The 20,079-nt window shown below is 47.5% G+C and carries 9 protein-coding genes; all 9 read right to left on the bottom strand.

The annotated features are described in order from the left end of the window. Positions 1-335: 335 nt before the first annotated feature. The 9 genes from cruG to QUB06_RS27215 all read right to left on the bottom strand — a co-directional run bounded on the left by cruG (position 336) and on the right by QUB06_RS27215 (position 19,986). Positions 336-1,538, bottom strand: coding sequence for a 2'-O-glycosyltransferase CruG (cruG, locus tag QUB06_RS27255; RefSeq protein ID WP_333437940.1), 1,203 nt, complete (start codon positions 1,536-1,538; stop codon positions 336-338). Between the two features lie 233 nt (positions 1,539-1,771). Then, positions 1,772-2,713, bottom strand: coding sequence for a gamma-carotene 1'-hydroxylase CruF (cruF, locus tag QUB06_RS27250; RefSeq protein WP_333437939.1), 942 nt, complete (start codon positions 2,711-2,713; stop codon positions 1,772-1,774). Between the two features lie 109 nt (positions 2,714-2,822). Continuing rightward, on the bottom strand, positions 2,823-2,969 hold the full coding sequence (locus QUB06_RS27245; protein WP_333437938.1) for a hypothetical protein: 147 nt from the start codon (positions 2,967-2,969) through the stop codon (positions 2,823-2,825). Between the two features lie 6 nt (positions 2,970-2,975). Next, positions 2,976-5,591 carry a CHAT domain-containing protein gene (locus QUB06_RS27240; protein ID WP_333437937.1) on the bottom strand — a complete coding sequence of 872 codons (2,616 nt, stop codon included), beginning with the start codon at positions 5,589-5,591 and terminating at the stop codon, positions 2,976-2,978. A 222-nt stretch (positions 5,592-5,813) separates the two neighbouring features. Continuing rightward, entirely contained in the window at positions 5,814-8,735 is a 2,922-nt protein-coding gene (locus QUB06_RS27235; RefSeq protein WP_333437936.1) for a two-partner secretion domain-containing protein, read from the bottom strand. Between the two features lie 65 nt (positions 8,736-8,800). Further along, entirely contained in the window at positions 8,801-11,692 is a 2,892-nt protein-coding gene (locus tag QUB06_RS27230; protein WP_333437935.1) for a two-partner secretion domain-containing protein, read from the bottom strand. 65 nt (positions 11,693-11,757) lie between these two features. Beyond that, positions 11,758-14,649, bottom strand: a complete 2,892-nt coding sequence (locus QUB06_RS27225; protein ID WP_333437934.1) for a two-partner secretion domain-containing protein — start codon at positions 14,647-14,649, stop codon at positions 11,758-11,760. Positions 14,650-14,714: 65 nt separating this feature from the next. Then, positions 14,715-17,978 (bottom strand): S-layer family protein, encoded by a 3,264-nt coding sequence (locus QUB06_RS27220; protein WP_333437933.1) that lies wholly within the window; start codon positions 17,976-17,978, stop codon positions 14,715-14,717. A gap of 832 nt (positions 17,979-18,810) precedes the next feature. Then, positions 18,811-19,986: a hypothetical protein gene (locus tag QUB06_RS27215; RefSeq protein WP_333437932.1), complete on the bottom strand. Its 1,176-nt coding sequence runs from the start codon at positions 19,984-19,986 to the stop codon at positions 18,811-18,813. Between the last annotated feature and the right edge of the window lie 93 nt (positions 19,987-20,079).

The raw sequence follows: 20,079 nt of genomic DNA, 5'->3' as shown, positions 1-20,079 counted from the left end.
CCAATCAACCCAATAATTCAAAGTTTGACCTAAACTTGAGCAAACTTTTAAGTATAACACATATTTTTTTTGCAAGAAGTCTATTAAGGTCTCAGGGACACGCCAGCTTCACCTGACCGAAGCAGATAGACTTTTTCATGGTCTTCCACCAGACTACTCTTAACATACAAGGGACACGGCGAAAGCCTTTGTCCCTACCGCATTCGCCCGAACGCGGGGTGTATTTCATAAACCTGGAATCTGCTGTAAATTATCTTTCATTGGCAGAACCTCCCCGGACACGGCAGTGCCGTTTCCCTACAGCCCAAAATTTATTTATAGCAATAATTTAATGATTATTCATACTTCCTGCCGCGCCACTGAGTAGGCTGATTTAAAGCAGAAATGAGAATTCGCAAAAACGCCAGCGGATCGGCTAAAGGTGACAGCCAAAACAGCCATTTACCCGATGCCCCAGTTGTATCGTAGGAAGGTGCGATCGCGAAACACAAAGCCGATCGCACAGCCACCAAAAATACATTCAATCCCAACAGCCAAAAGTGCCCAAATACACCAACCGGCGGCAGCGAACCAAACAGCAAATAGCACAACACAATCGGCACCGGCAAACCTTGAACCGCCAGCAACAGCCACAAATCGCCCCAGATTTGACCGCCAGAAGCAGCATCTTTCAAATCGAGCGATCGACCCCATTCATTCCAAGTCTCGATCGCCCCCTCATACATCCGCACCTTCAACACTTTTGCCCCATCCAAAAAGCCCACCTTAAAGCCCTTAGCAGCCGCATAGCGAGCCAGAGTCACATCATCGCAAAACGAACCCCTCGCGACCTCATAGCCCCCCAATGCCACCAAAACCTCGCGCCTGCACAAAAAACACTGACCGTTCGCCATCACCCGTTCCGGCACATCCCCGCCAGTCCCCGTCGGCCCGAACCGATAAACCAAAGTCATTAACAAAGCAGGTTGCAGCCACAACTCCCCCGGATACTTGAGGATAAACTGTGGCGACAGCGAAATCAAATCGTAATTTCCAGCTTTCGCCGTCTTCAGCAAACTCGCAATCAAGCCCGGATGCGGCACAGTATCCGCATCTATCCCCAAAATCCACTCGCACTTCTCGGAACTTGCCAAAAAACCCGCATTCAGCGCCCAGGGACGCCCTACCCAGCCCGCCGGCAGCGGATCGTCGTTAATCAAGCGAAACCGGGGGTCTTTTTGTGCCGCTGCTTTGACTAAATCTCCGGTTCCGTCTACCGAATAGCTGTCAACCACAATCGCTTCTCGGAGTTCGTAACTTTGGCGGCTTAATCCTTCCAAACAAGGCGAAATGCGATCGGCTTCGTTCAAAGTCGGTACTACCGCAGTACAAGCACCTAACAAATCCAGCGTCGGCGAATCCGGTTCCAAGGGCGGGATGCGCGATGGGCCTTTAATCAAGCGCGACATCAGAATGGCTGCGGCGGGCAATTGCAGCAGCAGGAGTGCGACAGGAATGATAGTTGTCAGCAGTTGGGGGAACAGGTTCGGGGCGATCATGGGATTTTAGATTTTAGATTTTAGATTTTAGATTTTCAATTGAAGAATTGGGAATTACGGTTGGTGTCAATTGAAAAAATTTAATAAAATTTTTGCCTCAAACATATTACAGGAATTGGGAATGAAAAACTCGCCACTGAAAAACCCGGTTTTTTGTAGAAACCGGGTTTTTAAACTAGCTCAAAATTTAGTGTAAATTTTTGCTAAATCAGCCGCAGTTGCTTGCTAGCAACTCACTTACGCAAAACGCCCACGGGCTGAGGTGGAATTTCAGCCGTGATAACAGATGTATCCAAAGACGGCATTGTTTCGGTTACGTCACCTGTTGCGGGTTTAGCGATCCAGCTTAACGCGATCGCCGGAACTACGCCCAGAAGCACCGCTAGCGATGTCGGGAACCAGAACCGAGAATCCAAGGAAACTACAGTGATAATTGCTCCGAAAGCAAAGTTTACCAAATAAACAATTAAGGGCAAACCCAATTCCGATCGCTCTAATTTAATCGGTGTTTTTCTCCACAAGAAAGCTGCTACAGACATAAATAGCGCGCCCGTACCCATCCAGCCAGCCAAATTGCGGTAAGGCATCCCAAAGAAAGCCCCAAGTTCCTCAAACTCCCAAAAAGGCACAGAAGTTTGACTCATCGCCGGATCTAGTACAAAATCCCAAGCTGTTAGCAGCAAAGCACCAAGGGCGATCGCCCCTATTTGGCGCACCCAGTTGAGTTCACCTTTACCGCCAGCTACTCCAGCGCGAGCAATTATGTATGAAACCAGTCCCAGATAAAACCACGAGAGGGGAATTGTAAACGGAACCAGCCCTGCAATTTTGTAGCCCAAACCGCTCAAATAATGGTAGTGCCCGAAGGGAAAACCCGTACTCGTTCCCAACAACTCGCTACTCAAGGACAAAAACACAGAAGGCACTAAAAAAGCCAGAGTTGCACCCCAACCCAACGTCCGCAAGGCATAGAGAGCAACTGCTGCTGCACCAAAGATGATATAAACTACTCCACCCCCAGCCATCCCCCACTGGAATAGCGTTTGCCCTGCTGGTGGCAAACTCATCACCAATTCGGGACGGGGTAAAATCAGCAGCAAGCCTGCCAATCCAAAAGCCATTGACAAGACGTGGGCAATCAGGCAAAAGCGCTCAGCAATCAAAAGTTGCTTCATGGGACTCCTCGAAAAAATATTAGATGCAGAAAGCACTCTTAACAGTTTACAAACTTTAACAAAAAACCAACTGCATTTCAGTTAGTTGTCAGTTGTCAGTTGTCAGTTGTCAGTTGACTGTTGTCAGTTGACTGTTGACTGTTGACTGTTGACTGCCAGCTTGATGCCCGATGCCCGATGCCCGATGCCCGATGCCCGATGCCCGATGCCCGATGCCCGATGCCCGATGCCCCATGCCCAATGCCCGATGCCCCATCTTAAATTACTGCCAATTTCCCACTAGCACGAAAGGCGCCCAGAAATACGGATTCTGATACTGTGGGTTTTGCAACAGCGTTAATTGAGCGTTGCGGAGGGCTTCAGCTTTGCTGGTTTTAGTTAAAGCAAGCTGCTTGTAAAACTCAGCCATAAAGATAGCTGTAGATTCGTCGTTGACTTGCCAAAGGGTGGCGGCGGTGCTGCGGGCCCCCGATCGAATTGCGGCCCCCGCCAAACCCAAAGCCGCCCGGTTATCGCCAGAAGCAGTTTCGCAAGCACTCAAAACCAAAAGTTCGATCGGCTGTTGTTTCTCGCCAGTGCGGGCTCGCAGCAGTTGATCGAACTCCTTAACATTCACTTTCTGATCCCAAGTCACAATAAAAGTATCCGCCGCATTCGAGCTAAATTGACCGTGAGTTGCCAAATGGACGATCGGGTAAGATACCGCTTTAATTCGATCCTGCAATCGCCCGCTGACAAAATCTTCATTCAGCAGCGAAGTCGTCGGCATCTCGGCTGCAATTTGCTGAACTTCCTCCTTCACCCCCGGCAAAGCCGAGAAGCCTTGACGCGCTTCGGAGAGGCCAGCGGTGAGCACTTTTAACTTGACTTTGCTCAGCGGTTTCGGTGCCAGCAATTGCAATCCCGGCGCCAAAGCAATATTGTATTTTTCTACCAAAAACTTTTCACCGTCGTGCAGCACAGCCATCGGCAGATTCCGCAAGTAACCGTCGAGCACAAATACCAGGGTTTTAATCCCGGCGGCGGTCAAATCGGCCTCTGCGGGGCGGATTAACCAGTCATAAACCTGTTCGACGGGTTGCCTCCTGTTGCGGGGGAAAGCAGCAGGCCTGATGGCATTTTTGGCTTGTCTGAAGGCAGTTTCCAACTCGGCTTGAGACTTCACAGTAGTATACCGGCGCAGGGGTTTGCCGGGAATTGACAAAATTACCTCCAAACGATCGCTCAAAATAATCGGATAAATCACCGCCGCTGTAGGATCGATTTCCTCGATCGACTTTGGTTTAGCATCAGCGCAAGCATCCCGAAAAAAGTTGTCCAATTCCGCCAACTGCAAAGATTCCACCGTTTGGCGCGCCATTGTCAATTTAGCTTGACTGGGAGATTCCTCTTGCAAAAGCATCCCGACTAATTCCCGATAAACTGGTTCGGCACTTTCCCGAAACGAAAATTGCACTTCGGGATTGACTGTCACCAAATCGCCCCGCAGAGAAGACAATATATTGACAGCTTGAGTATATTGAGCGATCGCCCCTTCTGTATTTCCCTGAGCTTTCCGAATCCGTCCCAGTTGCCAAAACAATTGGTAAGCAATATCGGGAGATTGAAACGCCGGTGCTAAACTCAAAGCCTCAGTTGTGAGATTTTCCGCTTTCTGATACTGCTGTTGGATTTCCGATAGTTTGCCTTTCGCTGCCAGAATATAAGCTTGTATGCGTTTATCGCCCAAACTGTTTGCTCGTTCGACAGAGCGATCGAGCATTGTGTCAATATCGCTGAAACTCAAAGTTTTCGCAGGCGATTGAGCTAATTTCATCAAGCTTTGAGCTAGATTAATTTGAGCGTAAAGTCCGGCGCGGTTCGACCCAAGTTGAGCGACTTGAGGTTCGAGAGAACGCCACAAAGCCTCTGCTTCAGACCAATCTTTGCGATCGAGTAACAAACTCAATTGGTTTAACTTTGCCTGAATTTGTAGGGTCGATCGATCCGGCATCGCTTGGATCGATCGACCATAATACTCTAGGGCAAAGCGTTCCCAATCAGCCCGCTGTTCTGGTGTCAAACCCGGTTTATTGCTTTTAGCCCGTACCGTATTGCCCAGATTGAGATAAATTGCAGCCTCCTCTGATCGGCTACCTAATTTTTGGGCTGCTTCGAGGCCCGCCGAAAGCACATCCTGCGATCGTTCCAGTTGTCCCAAAACCCGCAGTACCCGCCCTAAAGCATGAGTTGCCCGGACTTGTTCTAGAGAAACAGATTGATTTTTCAAAGTTTCCAAACCCGCTGCCGAAACTTCGCAAGTTTGGTTTTCCAACTTGAAAGAAGCTAACAGCATTTTGCAAGCCCTGGGGTAAAGTCCGAGAAGTTCCCAAGCCCGACTTTGATTAATTTGAACTTGAAAAAGTTGGTTCTTTCTATCAATTTGCTCGAAAATTTTAGCAGCTTGCGTCCAAATCTCGATCGCATCTTGAGTCTGCCCGCGTTCAAGTTGCAACTGTCCTTGAATATTGAGAGTTTCAGCCAAAATCCGCTGCTGTTCGGGAGTGTTGGCTTGTGTTCGCACAGCCGACAAACTCGAATTTACAGCTTTTTCTGCTTCTTCCCAAAGCCCCAACTGCCCGTAGGTTGCAGCTAAATTGCTCAAAGCTGTGGCGCGATCGAGATTTTCGCCTTTTGCCTCAAACTGCGCCGCCGCTTGCTGCAACAAAGGTACAGCTTCCGAAAAACGTTCCTCTTGGTACAGAGTTCGAGCTTGTCGAACAAGCTGCACCGTTTGTGGTGGATTAACCTGAGCAATTCCAGGAGGAATCGCAATTGCTAGCAGACAGGAAATCACAAATAACAGAATTACTTGCCGGAGCGATCGGGTAAACTTCATAGTTAGAAAATAAAATTACAACCGCAGACACACCTACTAATTAACCCAAATATAGCGGTTCTCAAGCGTTGTGAGGTATGGGGACGAACCCTATGCCCTATGCCCTATGCCCTATGCCCGCCAGAGCACCTCATGTTACTGATAAAGGCTATACATCTTATTCTTCATCTGCGTTAATCCGCGTTAATCCGCGTTAATCTGGGGTTTAAAAAAAACCTAATTTCAACGCGGCACACAACCCGAACTCAATCGAGGATTGCGAGAGTCAGCAGCATTACCCGGATTATATCCAACAAGCATAACTTCTCCTTTCGCATTCACCACCCAACCTTGCGCCGGAACAACTTCCCGATCGGGGATTTCCCCTTCTTCCTTCTTCCCTCGATCGGTTACATCGGTTGTTAAATCCTCTACATTGCTCGTTGCATTTCTTCCTGCCTCTTCTACCCAAGGCAACGGCGATAGAGGGCTGCTGAGGGCATCATTAGGACTGGGTGGCACTCCTCCTTTCCCAGTGACGGTAAAGGCGCTCCCTGCCTCTTGCGTGCAGGGATTTGCAGCAATTAACGCAGTCGGATCGACAACATTTTGCGGCAGTTCCACTAAACCTTGAGCAGGATTCACCCCAGAAGAACTAAATGTTACAGTACCTTGCAAAGCCGGACCGCTACTTTGGGAAATAGCCGCAATATCGCTGGTAGGAACTAGAGAAGTTGGATTTACTTGTAGGGCCGCAAATTCAGCATCAGTCAGTCCTAAACTACTTCTGGCTTGTTCCCGTGTCACGGCTGAAAAACCAAAGATATTTGGCACATTTACCGTAACTTGACCGCCCCTAGCTGTGCGAGCGTTAGCTGTAATATCGCTATTTTCTCGTGGGAGAGCTACCAGAATATCGCTATTAATTCTGATATTTCCACCTTCAGAAATACCTGCATCCGTTGTAATTCTGCTACCGCGTCGCAACTGGATATCTCGCGCTTGGAGGTTAATATTTGCCCCAGTACCGGATACATTTGTGCCATCAATACTACCTTTAGTATCAAGGTTGATAGAATTGGCTACAACATTAATATTTCCAGCACGACCCGTACCCAAAGACTGAACATCCACCGTTGCTCCATCCCGGATACTCAATCGATTTACATTCAGATTCAGAGAGCCTGCATTCCCCGTAGTATTGGGATTGAAAATAGTAGAAAATCTGCCAGCCGAAGCCTCAATTCTACTGCTGAACCCATTGTTGTTCCCCATACCTTGCACTTCTACCCTAGAGGCATTAATTGTGATATCTCCGGCATCGGCTGCACCCAAAGAAGCCGCAGAAATAATCCCTCCATCCCGCACAGTCAGCATCGGTGTAGAAATGCGGATCTCGCCACCCCGACTGGCGGTTGTGGTTTGAGCCGACAGAAAGCTAGGAAACCGCTGTCCATCATCTAACATCTCAGAAGCACCCGTCACTTCTACCGACTCAGCAGCGCGAATTGTGAGATTGCCTCCAGGCCCGCCTGTTGCAGAAGACACCGTGTTACCAATCACTGTACCGCTCGCTGAGGTAATCCCTGCACCCTCCGAGACAATCAACCGTTTTGTGTCGATCGTAATATCCCCTGCTCTGCCGCTAGAGCCTATACTATTAGTACCAATAGCGGTTAGCGTCATAACGCCGGGAACTGTTCTAATAATCTCTACCGATTCAGATGCTCTAACCGTGATATTGCCCGAAGCTTTTTGACTGTAAGTTGAACTCGAGAGATTACCGCCATCGCGCACGGTTAAGCGTTGAGTATCAACAGTAATGTTTCCTCCTGCACCGGCACCAACTGCAAGCGAGCCGTTGTTAACTGTAGAAGCATCTATATCCACCGTCTGGGAACGGATTGCAATATTTCCACTATTGCCTGCACCAAAACTAGAAGCACCAGCCACTACCCCATCACGCAGCACTAGGTCTGGGGTAGTAATGGTAATGTCACCCGCATTACCACTGCCAGAATTGCTAGTTATCAAAAGAATTTGCCGATCGAAAGGGTTGACTTCTCCTGATACTGTAGAGTTACTGACAAACTGTTTGTAGCTCTCAAACCCAATGCCTATGAATTGTACTGAGTCGGTAGCAAATATATTCACAGCTCCCGCTGCCCCATCTCCCAGCGCTAAGGTGAAAATTTGCGACCCTCCCTCCGCCCGAAAATTTTGAGCATTGATATCAATGTTTTTTCCATCCAAATTTCCCAAAGTCAAAGAGTAAATTAGTGAACCGCTGAGGGCGATGTTCCCGCCTCGAATTTCGACTCTCCCACCCCCTAATCCGCTGCTGTTGATGAGTGAGTTGTTAGTTAATTGAATGTTGCCAAAGTTGGAAATTTTGTCATAGTTTAAACTTAATCCAAGCGGTGTTACACCAAATCCAACTAACCCCGGACTAGCGACGCTACCCAGCAAGATTTGTCCGGCAGATGCGGTGACAATTCCCTGATTTAATTCAATATTTCCGCCCACTAGGGCGAGAGTTTGTCCGGGAGCAACTCCTAAGCCCATGTTATTGAAAATCGGCGGGATTCCTGGGGGTAATTCCGGCAAATTTAATGCCTGTGCTGCTGAATTGTTAATGATTTTACCCGGATTTTCTCGAAAATTTAAACCGATAGGTATATTGACATTTAATAGCGGTACTGATTGCGGATTGCTGCTGCTGAATTGATAGCCATTATCGAAAACTACGCTATCGGCAGAACTTGCTAAAAAGGAGCCGCTTAAATCTAACCTCGCATTGGGCCCAAAAATAATCCCTTTGGGATTCAGCAAGAATAAATTAGCATTACCTTGAACTCCCAACACACCTAAAATATTGGAAGGATTGCCACCCGTAACGCGAGTAAAAATATTAACAATCCCGTTAGGATTGGCAAAATACGCTCCTCTGCCTTCACCCACGTTAAATTGTTGGAAACTGTGAAATAAATTTACTCCGCGAGTTGCACCACCTTCTATACTGTCCGATGGTAAATTTTTAATAGTTGCCGGAACAGTTCGCGAACTTTCAGCACCTAAACTATTATCGGGGATGATTTGGGCGACGGCCGGGAAAGGACACAGCAGTAAAAATGCAAAAAATAGGGCGTTCGATTGGCGGCGCATCTTTTAATTCCTGTTAATTTAGTATGAGGAAAATAGCGCTCGGGTAGCTAAAACCTGAAGATTACCTATTGAGGTACGCACACACCCGTCGATTTCGGACGGAGAATAGATGCACCACCACCTGAATTATACGCTACCAGGGTCACTTGTCCTCGATCGTCTATTACCCAACCTTGAGCGGGAATAATTTCTTTTTGCCGAATTTCTATGGATGTTCTTTCGCCTTCTACTTGCTGAGTTCCACCTACCGCTGGCTCCACCCACGGCAACGGCGATACAGGGCTGCTGAGGACATCATTAGGACTGGCCGGCACTCCTCCTTTCCCAGTAGCGGTAAACTCGCTCTCGGCCCCTTTGATGCAGGGATTTGTCGCAATTAACGCAGCCGGATTCACCACATTTTGTGGCAGTTCCACTAAACCTTGAGCGGGATTCACCCCAGAAGCACTAAATGTAACAGTACCTTGCAAAGCCGGGCCGCTACTTTGGGAAATAGCCGCAATATCGCTGGTAGGAATTAAAGATGTAGGACTTACTTGCAACGCTGCAAATTGAGCATCTGTTAATCCCAAATTACCTCGCACCTGTTCGCGAGTGACTGAGGTAAACCCGAAAACATTGGGGACATTAATATTAACGCGACCACCTTGGGCCGATCGCGCATTAGCCGTAATATCGCTATTTTCGTTGGGGAGAGTCACCAGAATATCGCTTTTAATGTTGATATTGCCGCCCTCAGAAATACTTGCATCCGTTGTAATTCTGCTGCCTCGGCGCAACTGGATATCCCGTGCTTCGAGGTTAATATTGGCTCCTGCACCGGATTCAGTTCTACCGTCAATGCTGCTTTGATTGTCAAGGGAAATTGAATCGGCTTTCACGTTAATGTTACCAGCTCGTGCTGAACCCAATGCTTGCAGATTGAGAGTTCCCCCATTGCGAAGAATCAATTGCCCGACATTCAGATTCAACGAACCTCCGTTAGCCGTAGCATTGGGATTTCTAACGCGAGAGGCAATCCCAACAGAAGTCTGAATTTGACTGTTAAATTCACCTTGACCCCCATTACCAATAATTTCTACACGCCCCGCATCGATCGTAATGCTTCCGGCATCTCCTTTGCCTAAAGATGCAGTAGTCATAACTCCCCCACCTCGGAGAGTCAATACGGGTGTAGAAATATTCATACTTCCTCCCCGATTAGCTGCGTTGGCATCAGCGGAGATAAAACTAGGGCCCCGACTGCCGTTCGCCAAAACACCAGAAATACCCTCTATTGTTACCGACTCACTGGCCCTAAGTGTCAAATTACCTCCTTGTCCCCCAGTTGTATTCAAGGGTTGGTTGCCAACAACCGATCCGCTAGATAAACTAATTCCGGCTCCGTCAGAGATCCTCAAGCGCTTCGTATCGATATTAATGTCCCCAGCTTGCCCATTCACACCGCCTGCCGTTGAGGCGATTAAGGTTGCTACGGGACTTCGAGGAGGAGTCCGCAGCACTTCTACTGCTTCATTCGCTTTAATGTTAATATTCCCCGATGATCCTCGATCGCGAGTTATGGTGAGTAAAGCAGAACCATCACTTACGGTTAAACGCTCTCCCTCAAAGGAAAAATCTCCTCCCTCACCCGCACTTCCGGCAAATGTGCCGCTGTTGACCGCAGAACTGACTTGATCGAAAACCCTAGCACGGATTGTTATATTTCCGGCGTTACCACTACTGAAGGTGCCGGTAGTCAATGCACTTCCATTGTTCATCAACAGTTTTCCGGTGTCGATTGTAATGCTTCCGGCATTTCCCCTGCCAGCAGTGCCAGTGATTAGGACAATTTGGGGGTCAAAAGCGGCGATCGATCCAGATAGCAAATACTTACCGGCAAAAACTGTATAGGGAGCCAATCCAATCCCGTTCATTTCTACTGAATCGGTAGCGCTGATGTTGACAGCGCCCCCCGCACCATTTCCTGCTGTCAGCGTGGAGATTTGCGCCCCACCTTGGGCCCGAAACTGTTGAGCGTTAATATCGATACCCCTGCCGTCGATATTTCCCAAAGTCAGTGCATAAATTCGCCCACCGTTGAGGTTGACATTTCCACCTCTAATATCGACTTTGCCGCCACCGATTCCACTGGTGTTGATCGCTGAGCCATTGGTTATTTCTATATTACCAAAGTTGGAAATCTTGTCATAGTTTAAACTTAGTCCAAATGGCGTTGCCCCCAATCCAACCATCCCCGGACTAGCGACGCTACCGAGCAAAATTTGTCCGGTTGATGCAGTGAGTGTTCCCTGATTTAATTCTATATCTCCTCCCACTAGAGCGATAGTTTTTCCTGCCTCAACTCCTAAGCCCATTTTAGTGAAAATCTGCGGGATTCCAGCGGGTAATTGTGGTAAATTCAAGGCTGGTGCTGCTGAAGAGTTAATGATTTTTCCCGGATTTTCTCGAAAGTTTAAACCGATAGGTATATTGACATTTAACAGCGGTACTGATTGGGGATTGCTGCTGCTGAATTGATAGCCATTATTGAAAACTACGCTATCTGCTGAACTTGCTAAAAATGAACCGCGCAAATCTAGCCTCGCATTGGGGCCGAAGACAATTCCTTTGGAATTGAGTAAGAATAAGTTGGCATTCCCTTGCACTCCCAACACACCTAAAATATTAGAAGGATTGCCACCCGTAACGCGGGTAAAAATATTCGCAATCCCGTTAGGATTGGCAAAATATGCTCCTCGGCCTTCACCCACGTTAAATTGTTGGAAACTATGAAATAAATTGGCTCCGCGAGTTGCACCGCCAGTGATTCTATCTGAGGGTAAGTTGTTGATAGTATCGGGAACTGTGCGCGAACTTTCCGCGCCCAGGGTATTATCGGGGATGATTTGGGCGATCGCAGGGACAGGACACAGCAGTAAGAATGCAAAAAATAGGGCGCAAGATTGGCGGGGCATCTTTTAAGTCTGGTTAATTTAGTATTAAGAAAATAGCGAGGGACTAGCTACAACCTGAAGAGTACCTATTGAGGTACGCAAACACCCGTTGATTTCGGACTGCGAAGAGATGCACCATTACTTGAATTATACGCTACCAGCGTGACTTTTCCTTGCTCATCTATTACCCAACCTTGAGCGGGAATAATTTCTGTTGGCCGAACTTCTATGGATGTTCTTTGACCTTCTATGTGCTGACTTCCACCTACGGCTGGTTCCACCCAATTAAACTGGCTAGAATTGCTGCTGAGAACATCATTAGGACTCGATGGCACTCCTCCTTTCCCAGTAGCGGTAAATGCGCTCTCTGCCTCTTGCGTGCAGGGATTTGCAGCAATTAACGCAGCCGAATCGACCACATTTTGCGGCAGTTCCACTAAACCTTGAGCAGGATTCACCCCTGAAGTGCTAAATGTTACAGTACCTTGCAAATCCGGGCCGCTACTTTGGGAAATAGCCGCAATATCGCTGGTAGGAATTAGAGAAGTAGGACTTACTTGCAACGCTGCAAATTGAGGATCTGTTAATCCCAAATTACCTCGAACCTGTTCCCGAGTGACTGATGTAAACCCGAAAACATTAGGGACATTAATATTAACCCGACCACCGGCGGCCGATCGCGCATTGGCTGTGATGTCGCTGTTTTCTTGCGGGAGGGCGACCAGAATATCGCTTTTAATGTTGATGTTGCCACCCTCAGAAATACTTGCATCCGTTGTAATTCTGCTGCCTCGGCGCAACTGGATATCTCGTGCTTCCAGGTTAATATTTGCTCCGGGACCGGATTCAGTTCTACCGTCAATGCTGCTTTGATTGTCAAGAAAAATTGAGTCTGCTTTGACGTTAATGTTACCAGCCCGTCCCGAGCCCAAAGCTTGCAGATTGAGTGTTCCTTCATTGCGAAGAATCAATTGCCCGACATTCAGATTCAACGAACCTCCGTTAGCCGTAGCATTGGGATCGATAATCTCAGATGCAATCCCAACGGAAGTCTGAATTTGACTGTTAAATTCACCTTGACCCCCATTCCCAATAACTTCTACACGACGCGCATTTATTGTGATGCTTCCGGCTTCTCCGCTGCCTAAAGATGCAGTGCTAATAACTCCCCCACCCCGGAGAGTCAGTACAGGTGTAGAAATGTTGATACTCCCTCCCCGATTAGCAGTATTGGCATCAGCGCAGATGAAACTGGGATTCCGACTCCCGTTCGCCAAAACTCCAGAAATACCCTCGACTGTTACTGACTCAGTGGCCCTAACTGTCAAATTACCTCCGGGCCCCCCAGTTGTATTCAACGGTTGGTTTCCCACAACTGCTCCGCTAGATAAACTAATCCCGCCTCCTTGGGAGATAATCAACCGCTTCGTGTCGATATTAATGTCCCCGGCTTGCCCATTCACACCGCTGGCAGTTGAGCCAATTAAACTTGCTACGGGACTTCCAGTGGGAGTCCGCAGCACTTCTACTAATTCATTCGCTTTAATGTTGATATTCCCCGCTCCTCCTTCACCGCGGGTGATGCTGATCACACTAGCACCATCGCTTACGGTTAAACGTTTTCCCTCAAAGGTGATATTTCCTCCCCTACCGGTACTCCCCAAAAGTGGGCCGCTGTGGATTGCAGAAGCGAGCATATCTAAAACCCCGGCACGGATGGTAATATTTCCGGCGTTGCCAGCACCTAACGTGGTGGTAGTCAATGCGCTTCCATTGTCCATCAGCAATCGTCCCGTGTCGATCGTGATGTTTCCGGCGGCTCCCATGCTATTAGTGCCAGTTATCAGCAGAAGTTGTGGGTCAAAAGGGTCGAAAGAGCCAGATACCGTATATTTACCACCAAAAACTCTATAGTTATCTAATCCAATTCCGTTCATTTCTACTGAGTCGGTAGCACGGATATTGACAGCGCCCGCTGCACCACTTCCTGCTGTCAGCGTGGATATTTGCGTTCCACCTTGGGCCCGAAAATTTTGAGCGTTAATATCGATACCCCTGCCGTCGATATTTCCCAAAGTCAGTGCATAAATTCGCCCATTGTTGAGGTTGACATTTCCACCTCGAATATCGACTTTGCCGCCACCTAGTCCACTGGTGTTAATCACTGAGCCGTTGGTTATTTGAATATTACCAAAGTTGGAAATCTTGTCATAGTTTAAACTTAATCCAAATGGCGTTGCCCCCAATCCAACCATCCCCGGACTAGCGACGCTACCGAGCAAAATTTGTCCGGTAGATGCAGTGAGTGTTCCCTGATTTAATTCAATATCTCCGCCCACTAGGGCGATAGTTTGTCCGGGAGCAACTGAAGCGCCCGTGTTATTGAAAATCGGCGGAATTCCCCGAGGTAATTGTGGTAAATTCAAGGCTGGCGCTGCTGAAGAGTTAATGATTTTACCCGGATTTTCTCGAAAATTTAAACCGATAGGTATATTGACATTTAACAGCGGTACTGATTGAGGATTGCTGCTGCTAAATTGCTCGCCATTATCGAAAACTACGCTATCAGCCGAACTTGCTAAAAATGAACCGCGCAAATCTAACCGAGCATTGGGGCCGAAGACAATTCCTTTGGGATTGAGTAAGAACAAGTTAGCATTCCCTTGCACTCCCAACACACCTAAAATATTAGAAGGGTTGCCACCAGTAACGCGGGTAAAAATATTGGCAATTCCGTTAGGATTGGCAAAATATGCTCCTCTGCCTTTACCCACGTTAAATTCTCGTAAACTGTGAAATAAATTTACTCCGCGAGTTGCACCGCCTTCTATTCTGTCCGATGGTAAGTTATTAATCGTATCGGCAACTGTCCGCGAACTTTCTGCACCCAAGCTATTATCGGGGATGATTTGAGCGATCGCAGGGACAGGAAACAGCAGTAAGAATGCAAAAAATAGGGCAGAAGATTGGCACTGCATCTTTTAAATCGGGTTAATTTAATATTATAAAAATAGCGAGGGATTAGCTACAACCTGAAGAATACCTATCGAGGTACGCAAACACCCGTCGATTTCGGACTGCGAAGAGATGTACCACCACCTGAATTATAGGCTACCAGCGTCACTTTTCCTTGCTCATCTATTACCCAACTTTGAGCGGGAATAATTTCTGTTGGGCGAACTTCTATGGAGGCTAGGGGGCCTTCTACTTGCTGACTCCCACCTACCGCTGGTTCCACCCACGGCAACGGTTCTTCTGCGCTGCTGAGAACTTCATTAGGACTCGGTGGCAATCCCCCCCGACCAGTCACAGTAAACTCGTTCTCGGCCCCTTGGATGCAGGGATTTGCAGCAATTAACGCAGCCGGATTGACCACATTTTGCGGCAGTTCCACTAAACCGTGAACGGGATTCACTCCAACAGAACTAAATGTTACCGCCCCTTGCAAAGCCGGGCCGCCACTTTGGGAAATCGCGGCGATGTCGCTGCTGGGAAGCAGAGATGTAGGACTTACTTGCAACGCTGCAAATTCGCCGTCACTGACCCCCAACCTGCTTCTGACTTGTTCGCGACTCGCTGATGTAAAACCAAAAACATTGGGGACATTGATATTGACGCGGCCGCCGCCTGCTGTGCGGGCGTTGGCTGTGATGTCGCTGTTTTCTTGCGGGAGGGCGACAAGAATGTTGCTGTTGAGGTTGATATTGCCGCCGTCAGAAGTGCCTGCATCCGTGGTAATTCGGCTGTTGCGGCGCAATTGGATGTCTCGCGCTTGCAGGTTAATATTTGCTCCAGTACCGGATACAGTCGTGCCGTCAATCATCGCTTTGTTATCAAGAGCGATCGAATTTGCGACAACATTAATATTACCAGCGCGTCCGGTTCCCGTAGCCTGCACCGTCACTGTAGCTCCATCTCTGACAATTAGTCGATCGGCATTCAGATTCAACGAACCGGCATTTGCAGTAGCATTAGGATTAGTACCAAATATCTTGCCCACCGAAGCATCAATTGTACTGACAAACAGACCATTATTTCCGCTGCCGCTGACTGAAATGCGATCGGCATTAACAGTAATATTCCCCACATCTCCAGAGCCCAAAGAACTCGTAGAAACTATCCCCCCATCCCGCACGGTTAGGCTTGGCGTATCAATCCGAATATCCCCGCCCCGACTCGAACTCAAAGTTCCAGAAGTCAACCCACTCGCATTCTGAATTCCGCTGCTCAAAAGTTGAGAAATGCCTGAAATTTCTACTGATTCACTAGCCCTAACTGTTAAGTTTCCAGCAGGCCCGCCCTCCTGAGAAAACAAAAACCTGCCCACTAAAACACCCGTTCCTAAAGTAAAAGCAGAACCTCCAGAAAGAGTCAAGCGCTTCGTATCAACGTTAATATTCCCCGCCCTTCCGTTAGAACCGATACTCAGCGTGCTGATTCCAGTTGACACAACTGTTCGCGGGCCGGTGTTAGACAATTCTACCGATTCAGCAGCTTTAATGTTGATATTCCCCGACGGGCCGCTGCTGTAACTTGTAGTACCCAGAAGAGAACCGTCGCGCATAATTAATCGATTGACATCAATAGTAATACTTCCTCCCGCACCGGTACTTTCTTTCGCTGTCCCGTTGTTGATTCCAGAACCCACCATCTCAAAAGTATTGGCGCGAATGATTAAGTTTCCGCCATTTCCACCGCCAAAAGTTATCCCGCTACCTACTACCCCATTGTTGAGCAGCAGGCGGTTGGTGTCGATCGTAATATCGCCCCCCGAACCAGCACCAGCACTAGCATTAAACAGCATAATTAGCTGATCGAAGGGGTCTGCGGTTCCCGATACCAGATACTTAATTACAACTTGTTGATAGCCATCAACTCCCAGCCCGCTCATTTCTACTGAATCTGCCACGCGCAAGTTGATATTACCTCCTGCACCATCTCCGAGAGTCAGGGTAGAAAATTGCGTTCCGTTTTGCACTCGCAAATTTTGGGCGTTGATATCGATACCTCTACCGTCAATATTTCCCAGTGTCAGCGCATAAATTCGCGCCGCGCTGAGGGTGACATTTCCACCTTTTAACTCTACTCTGCCGCCCCCAATTCCGCTGGTGTTAATAAGTGTTCCATCAGATATTTGAATATTGCCGAAGTTCGGAATATTGTCATAATTAACAGTTAAATTACCCTGCGGAGTAACAGGAGAAGTCAGTGCAAAATTAACTAAACCGGGACTAGCGACGCTACCGAGTAAAATTTGTCCGCCGCTGGCCGTTAAATTGCCGCCTTGCAATTCGATGTCGCCGCCAATCAGTGCTAAAGTTTGACCGGGTTCTACTGCTAAACCAACCCGATCGCTAATTGGGATTGCCACAGCAGAGGCTGGGAGGTTTACCTTTCCTATAGCCGTCGATTGATTGACAATTGCACCGGGATTCTCTCTAAATCTTAAACCAACGGGAATATTAACGGTTAACAGCGGGGATGTTTGCGGGTTGGTGCTGCTGAATTCAAAGCCGTTATTAAACACAATGCTGTCAGCCGTTGAACCGATAAACGAACCGCGCAAATCTAAGCGCGCATTCGGGCCGAAGACAATCCCTTTTGGGTTAATTAAAAATAAGTTGCCGTTGCCTAAAACTCCCAGAGTTCCTAAAATATTGGAAGAGTTTGGGCCCGTAACGCGGGTGAATATGTTGGTAATTCCGCTGGGATTGTCAAAATAAGCTCCCCGCCCTTCACGGATGTTAAATTCGCGCAAGCTGTGAAAGAGGTTAACGCCGCGAGTTGCGCCGCCAGTGATTCTATCTGAGGGTAAGTTGTTGATTGTATCGGGAACTGTGCGCGAACTTTCCGGGCCCAAAGTGCCGTCTGGGGTGATTTGGGCGATCGCACTTCCGGGAAAAAGGCACAAATAACAACTCAAAAGTAAAAGGTAAGTCCATCCTGAAATATAGCGGTTTTCAGTTGAGGTAAGTAGAGAGATATGGTAGGAAGACGACCCGGCTAAGGCGTGAAGACTTAAGACCAAAATCCCTAATAAATGTCGCTTGTAGTCGAGTCTATTTTCCCCTAATTCATGGGGAATTAGGGGGGCGTTGAGAAGATTTATTGTCTCCCCCTTATTAAAGGATCGACACTTATATAAAAACAAGAGATACGGTAGGTTGGGTCTTAAATTTTCACGTCTTGGCACAGTCTTGTCGCTACTGTATTTCAGATAGTTTAAAACTGCTGTATAGTATTGGTCTCGGTCTTTTAGTCCGTTAATTTTGGGTAATTGCCAGAAGTAGAGATATGGGAAAACCATAATTAACCTTTTGTTAGCTGACCACAGCGAGAAATTTTAAAGAATTGGCTATTTTCTGGTCATCCGCATTGGTGACAACTTAAGCCTCTAGCCCGCCAGGGAATGAATTTCACGGGGCTTTTAGCTGCCGTTTTCGCTAGGAGGACTCAGAAGAAGATTTTTACACTAAATTAGTCCTGATAGCGAGGACTTTAGCTTTGATATCATGTCCGATCGATTAACCATCATATCCCGGTCGGGGCGGGTTTTTGAGATTGTCAATTGTTGGCAGGTATTCTTGGTGAGGGGAGTCCCTGCAAAAATCGCGGTCGCTCGACCGGACATGATATGAGACAGGGGTTTCAACCCCTGCCCGACTGAAAGTTTGACGTGTGTGTGGTAACTGAGATGTTGCACCATTGTCAATAAGCCTTTTAGGAACGGGCTCTGGGGCCCGTTCCACAAGAAAATCTACTCTTTGTGGAACAGGCCGAACAGCCTGTTAAGCGAGAATGGTGCAAGATGTCACATCAATTCGGGTTGCACCGGAATGATATAGCTTTGGTTGTAGGCCACCAATGGAAACAAGCAATCCCTTTAATAGACCTCTTGCAAAAATAACTAGGACAGGCTCTGGGGCCCATCCCACAAGAGTTATTTTTTCTTGTGGGATGGGCCCCAGAACCCGTCCAATAAATTTATGAAAAGGACTTTTGCAAGAGGTCTAATGTAAAATGCGATCGCTGTTAGATACCCGATTTCTTAAAGAAGTGGGATATCTGAGTATTCTGTTTTTTAGGTGGGTTTACCTATAATAACTTTCTGCATTTGTCACGCCTATCGCTAGGGTTACTCATAAGCCAAGTAGCTCGCGGATATAAGCTGGAGCAGGATGACCTCCTGTAATCCCTTCGTGGTCGTAAAAGTTTTCGCTGACAAACTTCGGGTCTAGAATTGCTTGGGCTAAGTCCTTAGAGAACAGGATGCACTCTGTATGCAGCCCAGCCCCGTTGCAATAGTTGCCAGATAGATAAAAAGTGCGAGCGTGTGAAATATCATCGTACAAATCACTGCGGTTTTGTGGCGGGTTCCAGCTACCAATCTGCTTGAGTTGGATGTAGCGTTGCGCCTCTAGTGCTTCCGGTGTAAACTTGCAGTGTAAGAACGTCGCCCGCGCTACTTCGCCGTTAGTTTGCGACAGGATGTGTTGTCGAAAATATTGGCTGCTCGTAGTTAGCGGATTCACTGTAACGTAAAAATCTTTTGCATTTTCTTCACCCAACTGCGGTTGATGTTTGTTCGCTGAATAAGTCATGTGATAGGGCTTGAACATCCCATCAAATTTGACCCAATCCGGCCATTCAACTTGCTCAGAGTTCAAAGCATAGTTGTGGTAATCGTATATACGCACGTTGTAAGCGCAGATGAAGTCCCATATGGGCGGAACTTGATTCGGGTCATCGTTTGCATAAACTACGCAAGGTACATAGCGAAATGCTTTGGTTTTTTGCAGGAGTTTGTTTGAGTTGAAGGTTAGGGAGTCTGCTATCCGTTCTACTTGATAAGCTGGAGTGCAAAAAACAACTTTATCGTAATAACTACACTCTCCATAATTAGAGTAAACATAGGCTCCTTTTCCGTGGCTGCATACTTTGATACCATCACTTGCTAACTGTATATTGACCCGACAGTCCTTGATGAGCTTTGCCGCGAGAAATTCCAGCCATTTCTGACAACCTTGGTTGAAAAACTTGCGTTCGTTGTCTTTGTTTGGTCGATTGGGATGTAAAGCTAAACCCTCCTGAAGTACATAGTAGTGCGACACCAACCACATCGGCATATCCAGTACCGGAGGTCGCCCCACTGAACTTTCTTCATAGGTAAAGAACATGGCGTTGATACGCGGCAGCAAAGCTAGCTTAACGAATGGCTTGTATTTGATGTCTGTGAAATATTTCTGGATAAATTGCTCGACAGTAATTTTAAATGCTGAAGATTGATTGTCCTCGTTTTTGTACCAGTCCTTCACAAATTTCTCAAAGTCCTCAAACCCTTGTTTTATTTTGCCTAGCGTTTCATCGTCTAGATTGTGACCGGAAATATCGCCATTATTGTTAATTTT

Origin of the sequence: Microcoleus sp. D2_18a_D3 (assembly GCF_036702455.1) — a bacterium.
In the GTDB taxonomy this organism is placed as follows: Bacteria; Cyanobacteriota; Cyanobacteriia; order Cyanobacteriales; family Microcoleaceae; genus Microcoleus.
Note: the sequence above shows the minus strand (reverse complement) of the source record. Positions and strands in the feature narration are given on the sequence as shown.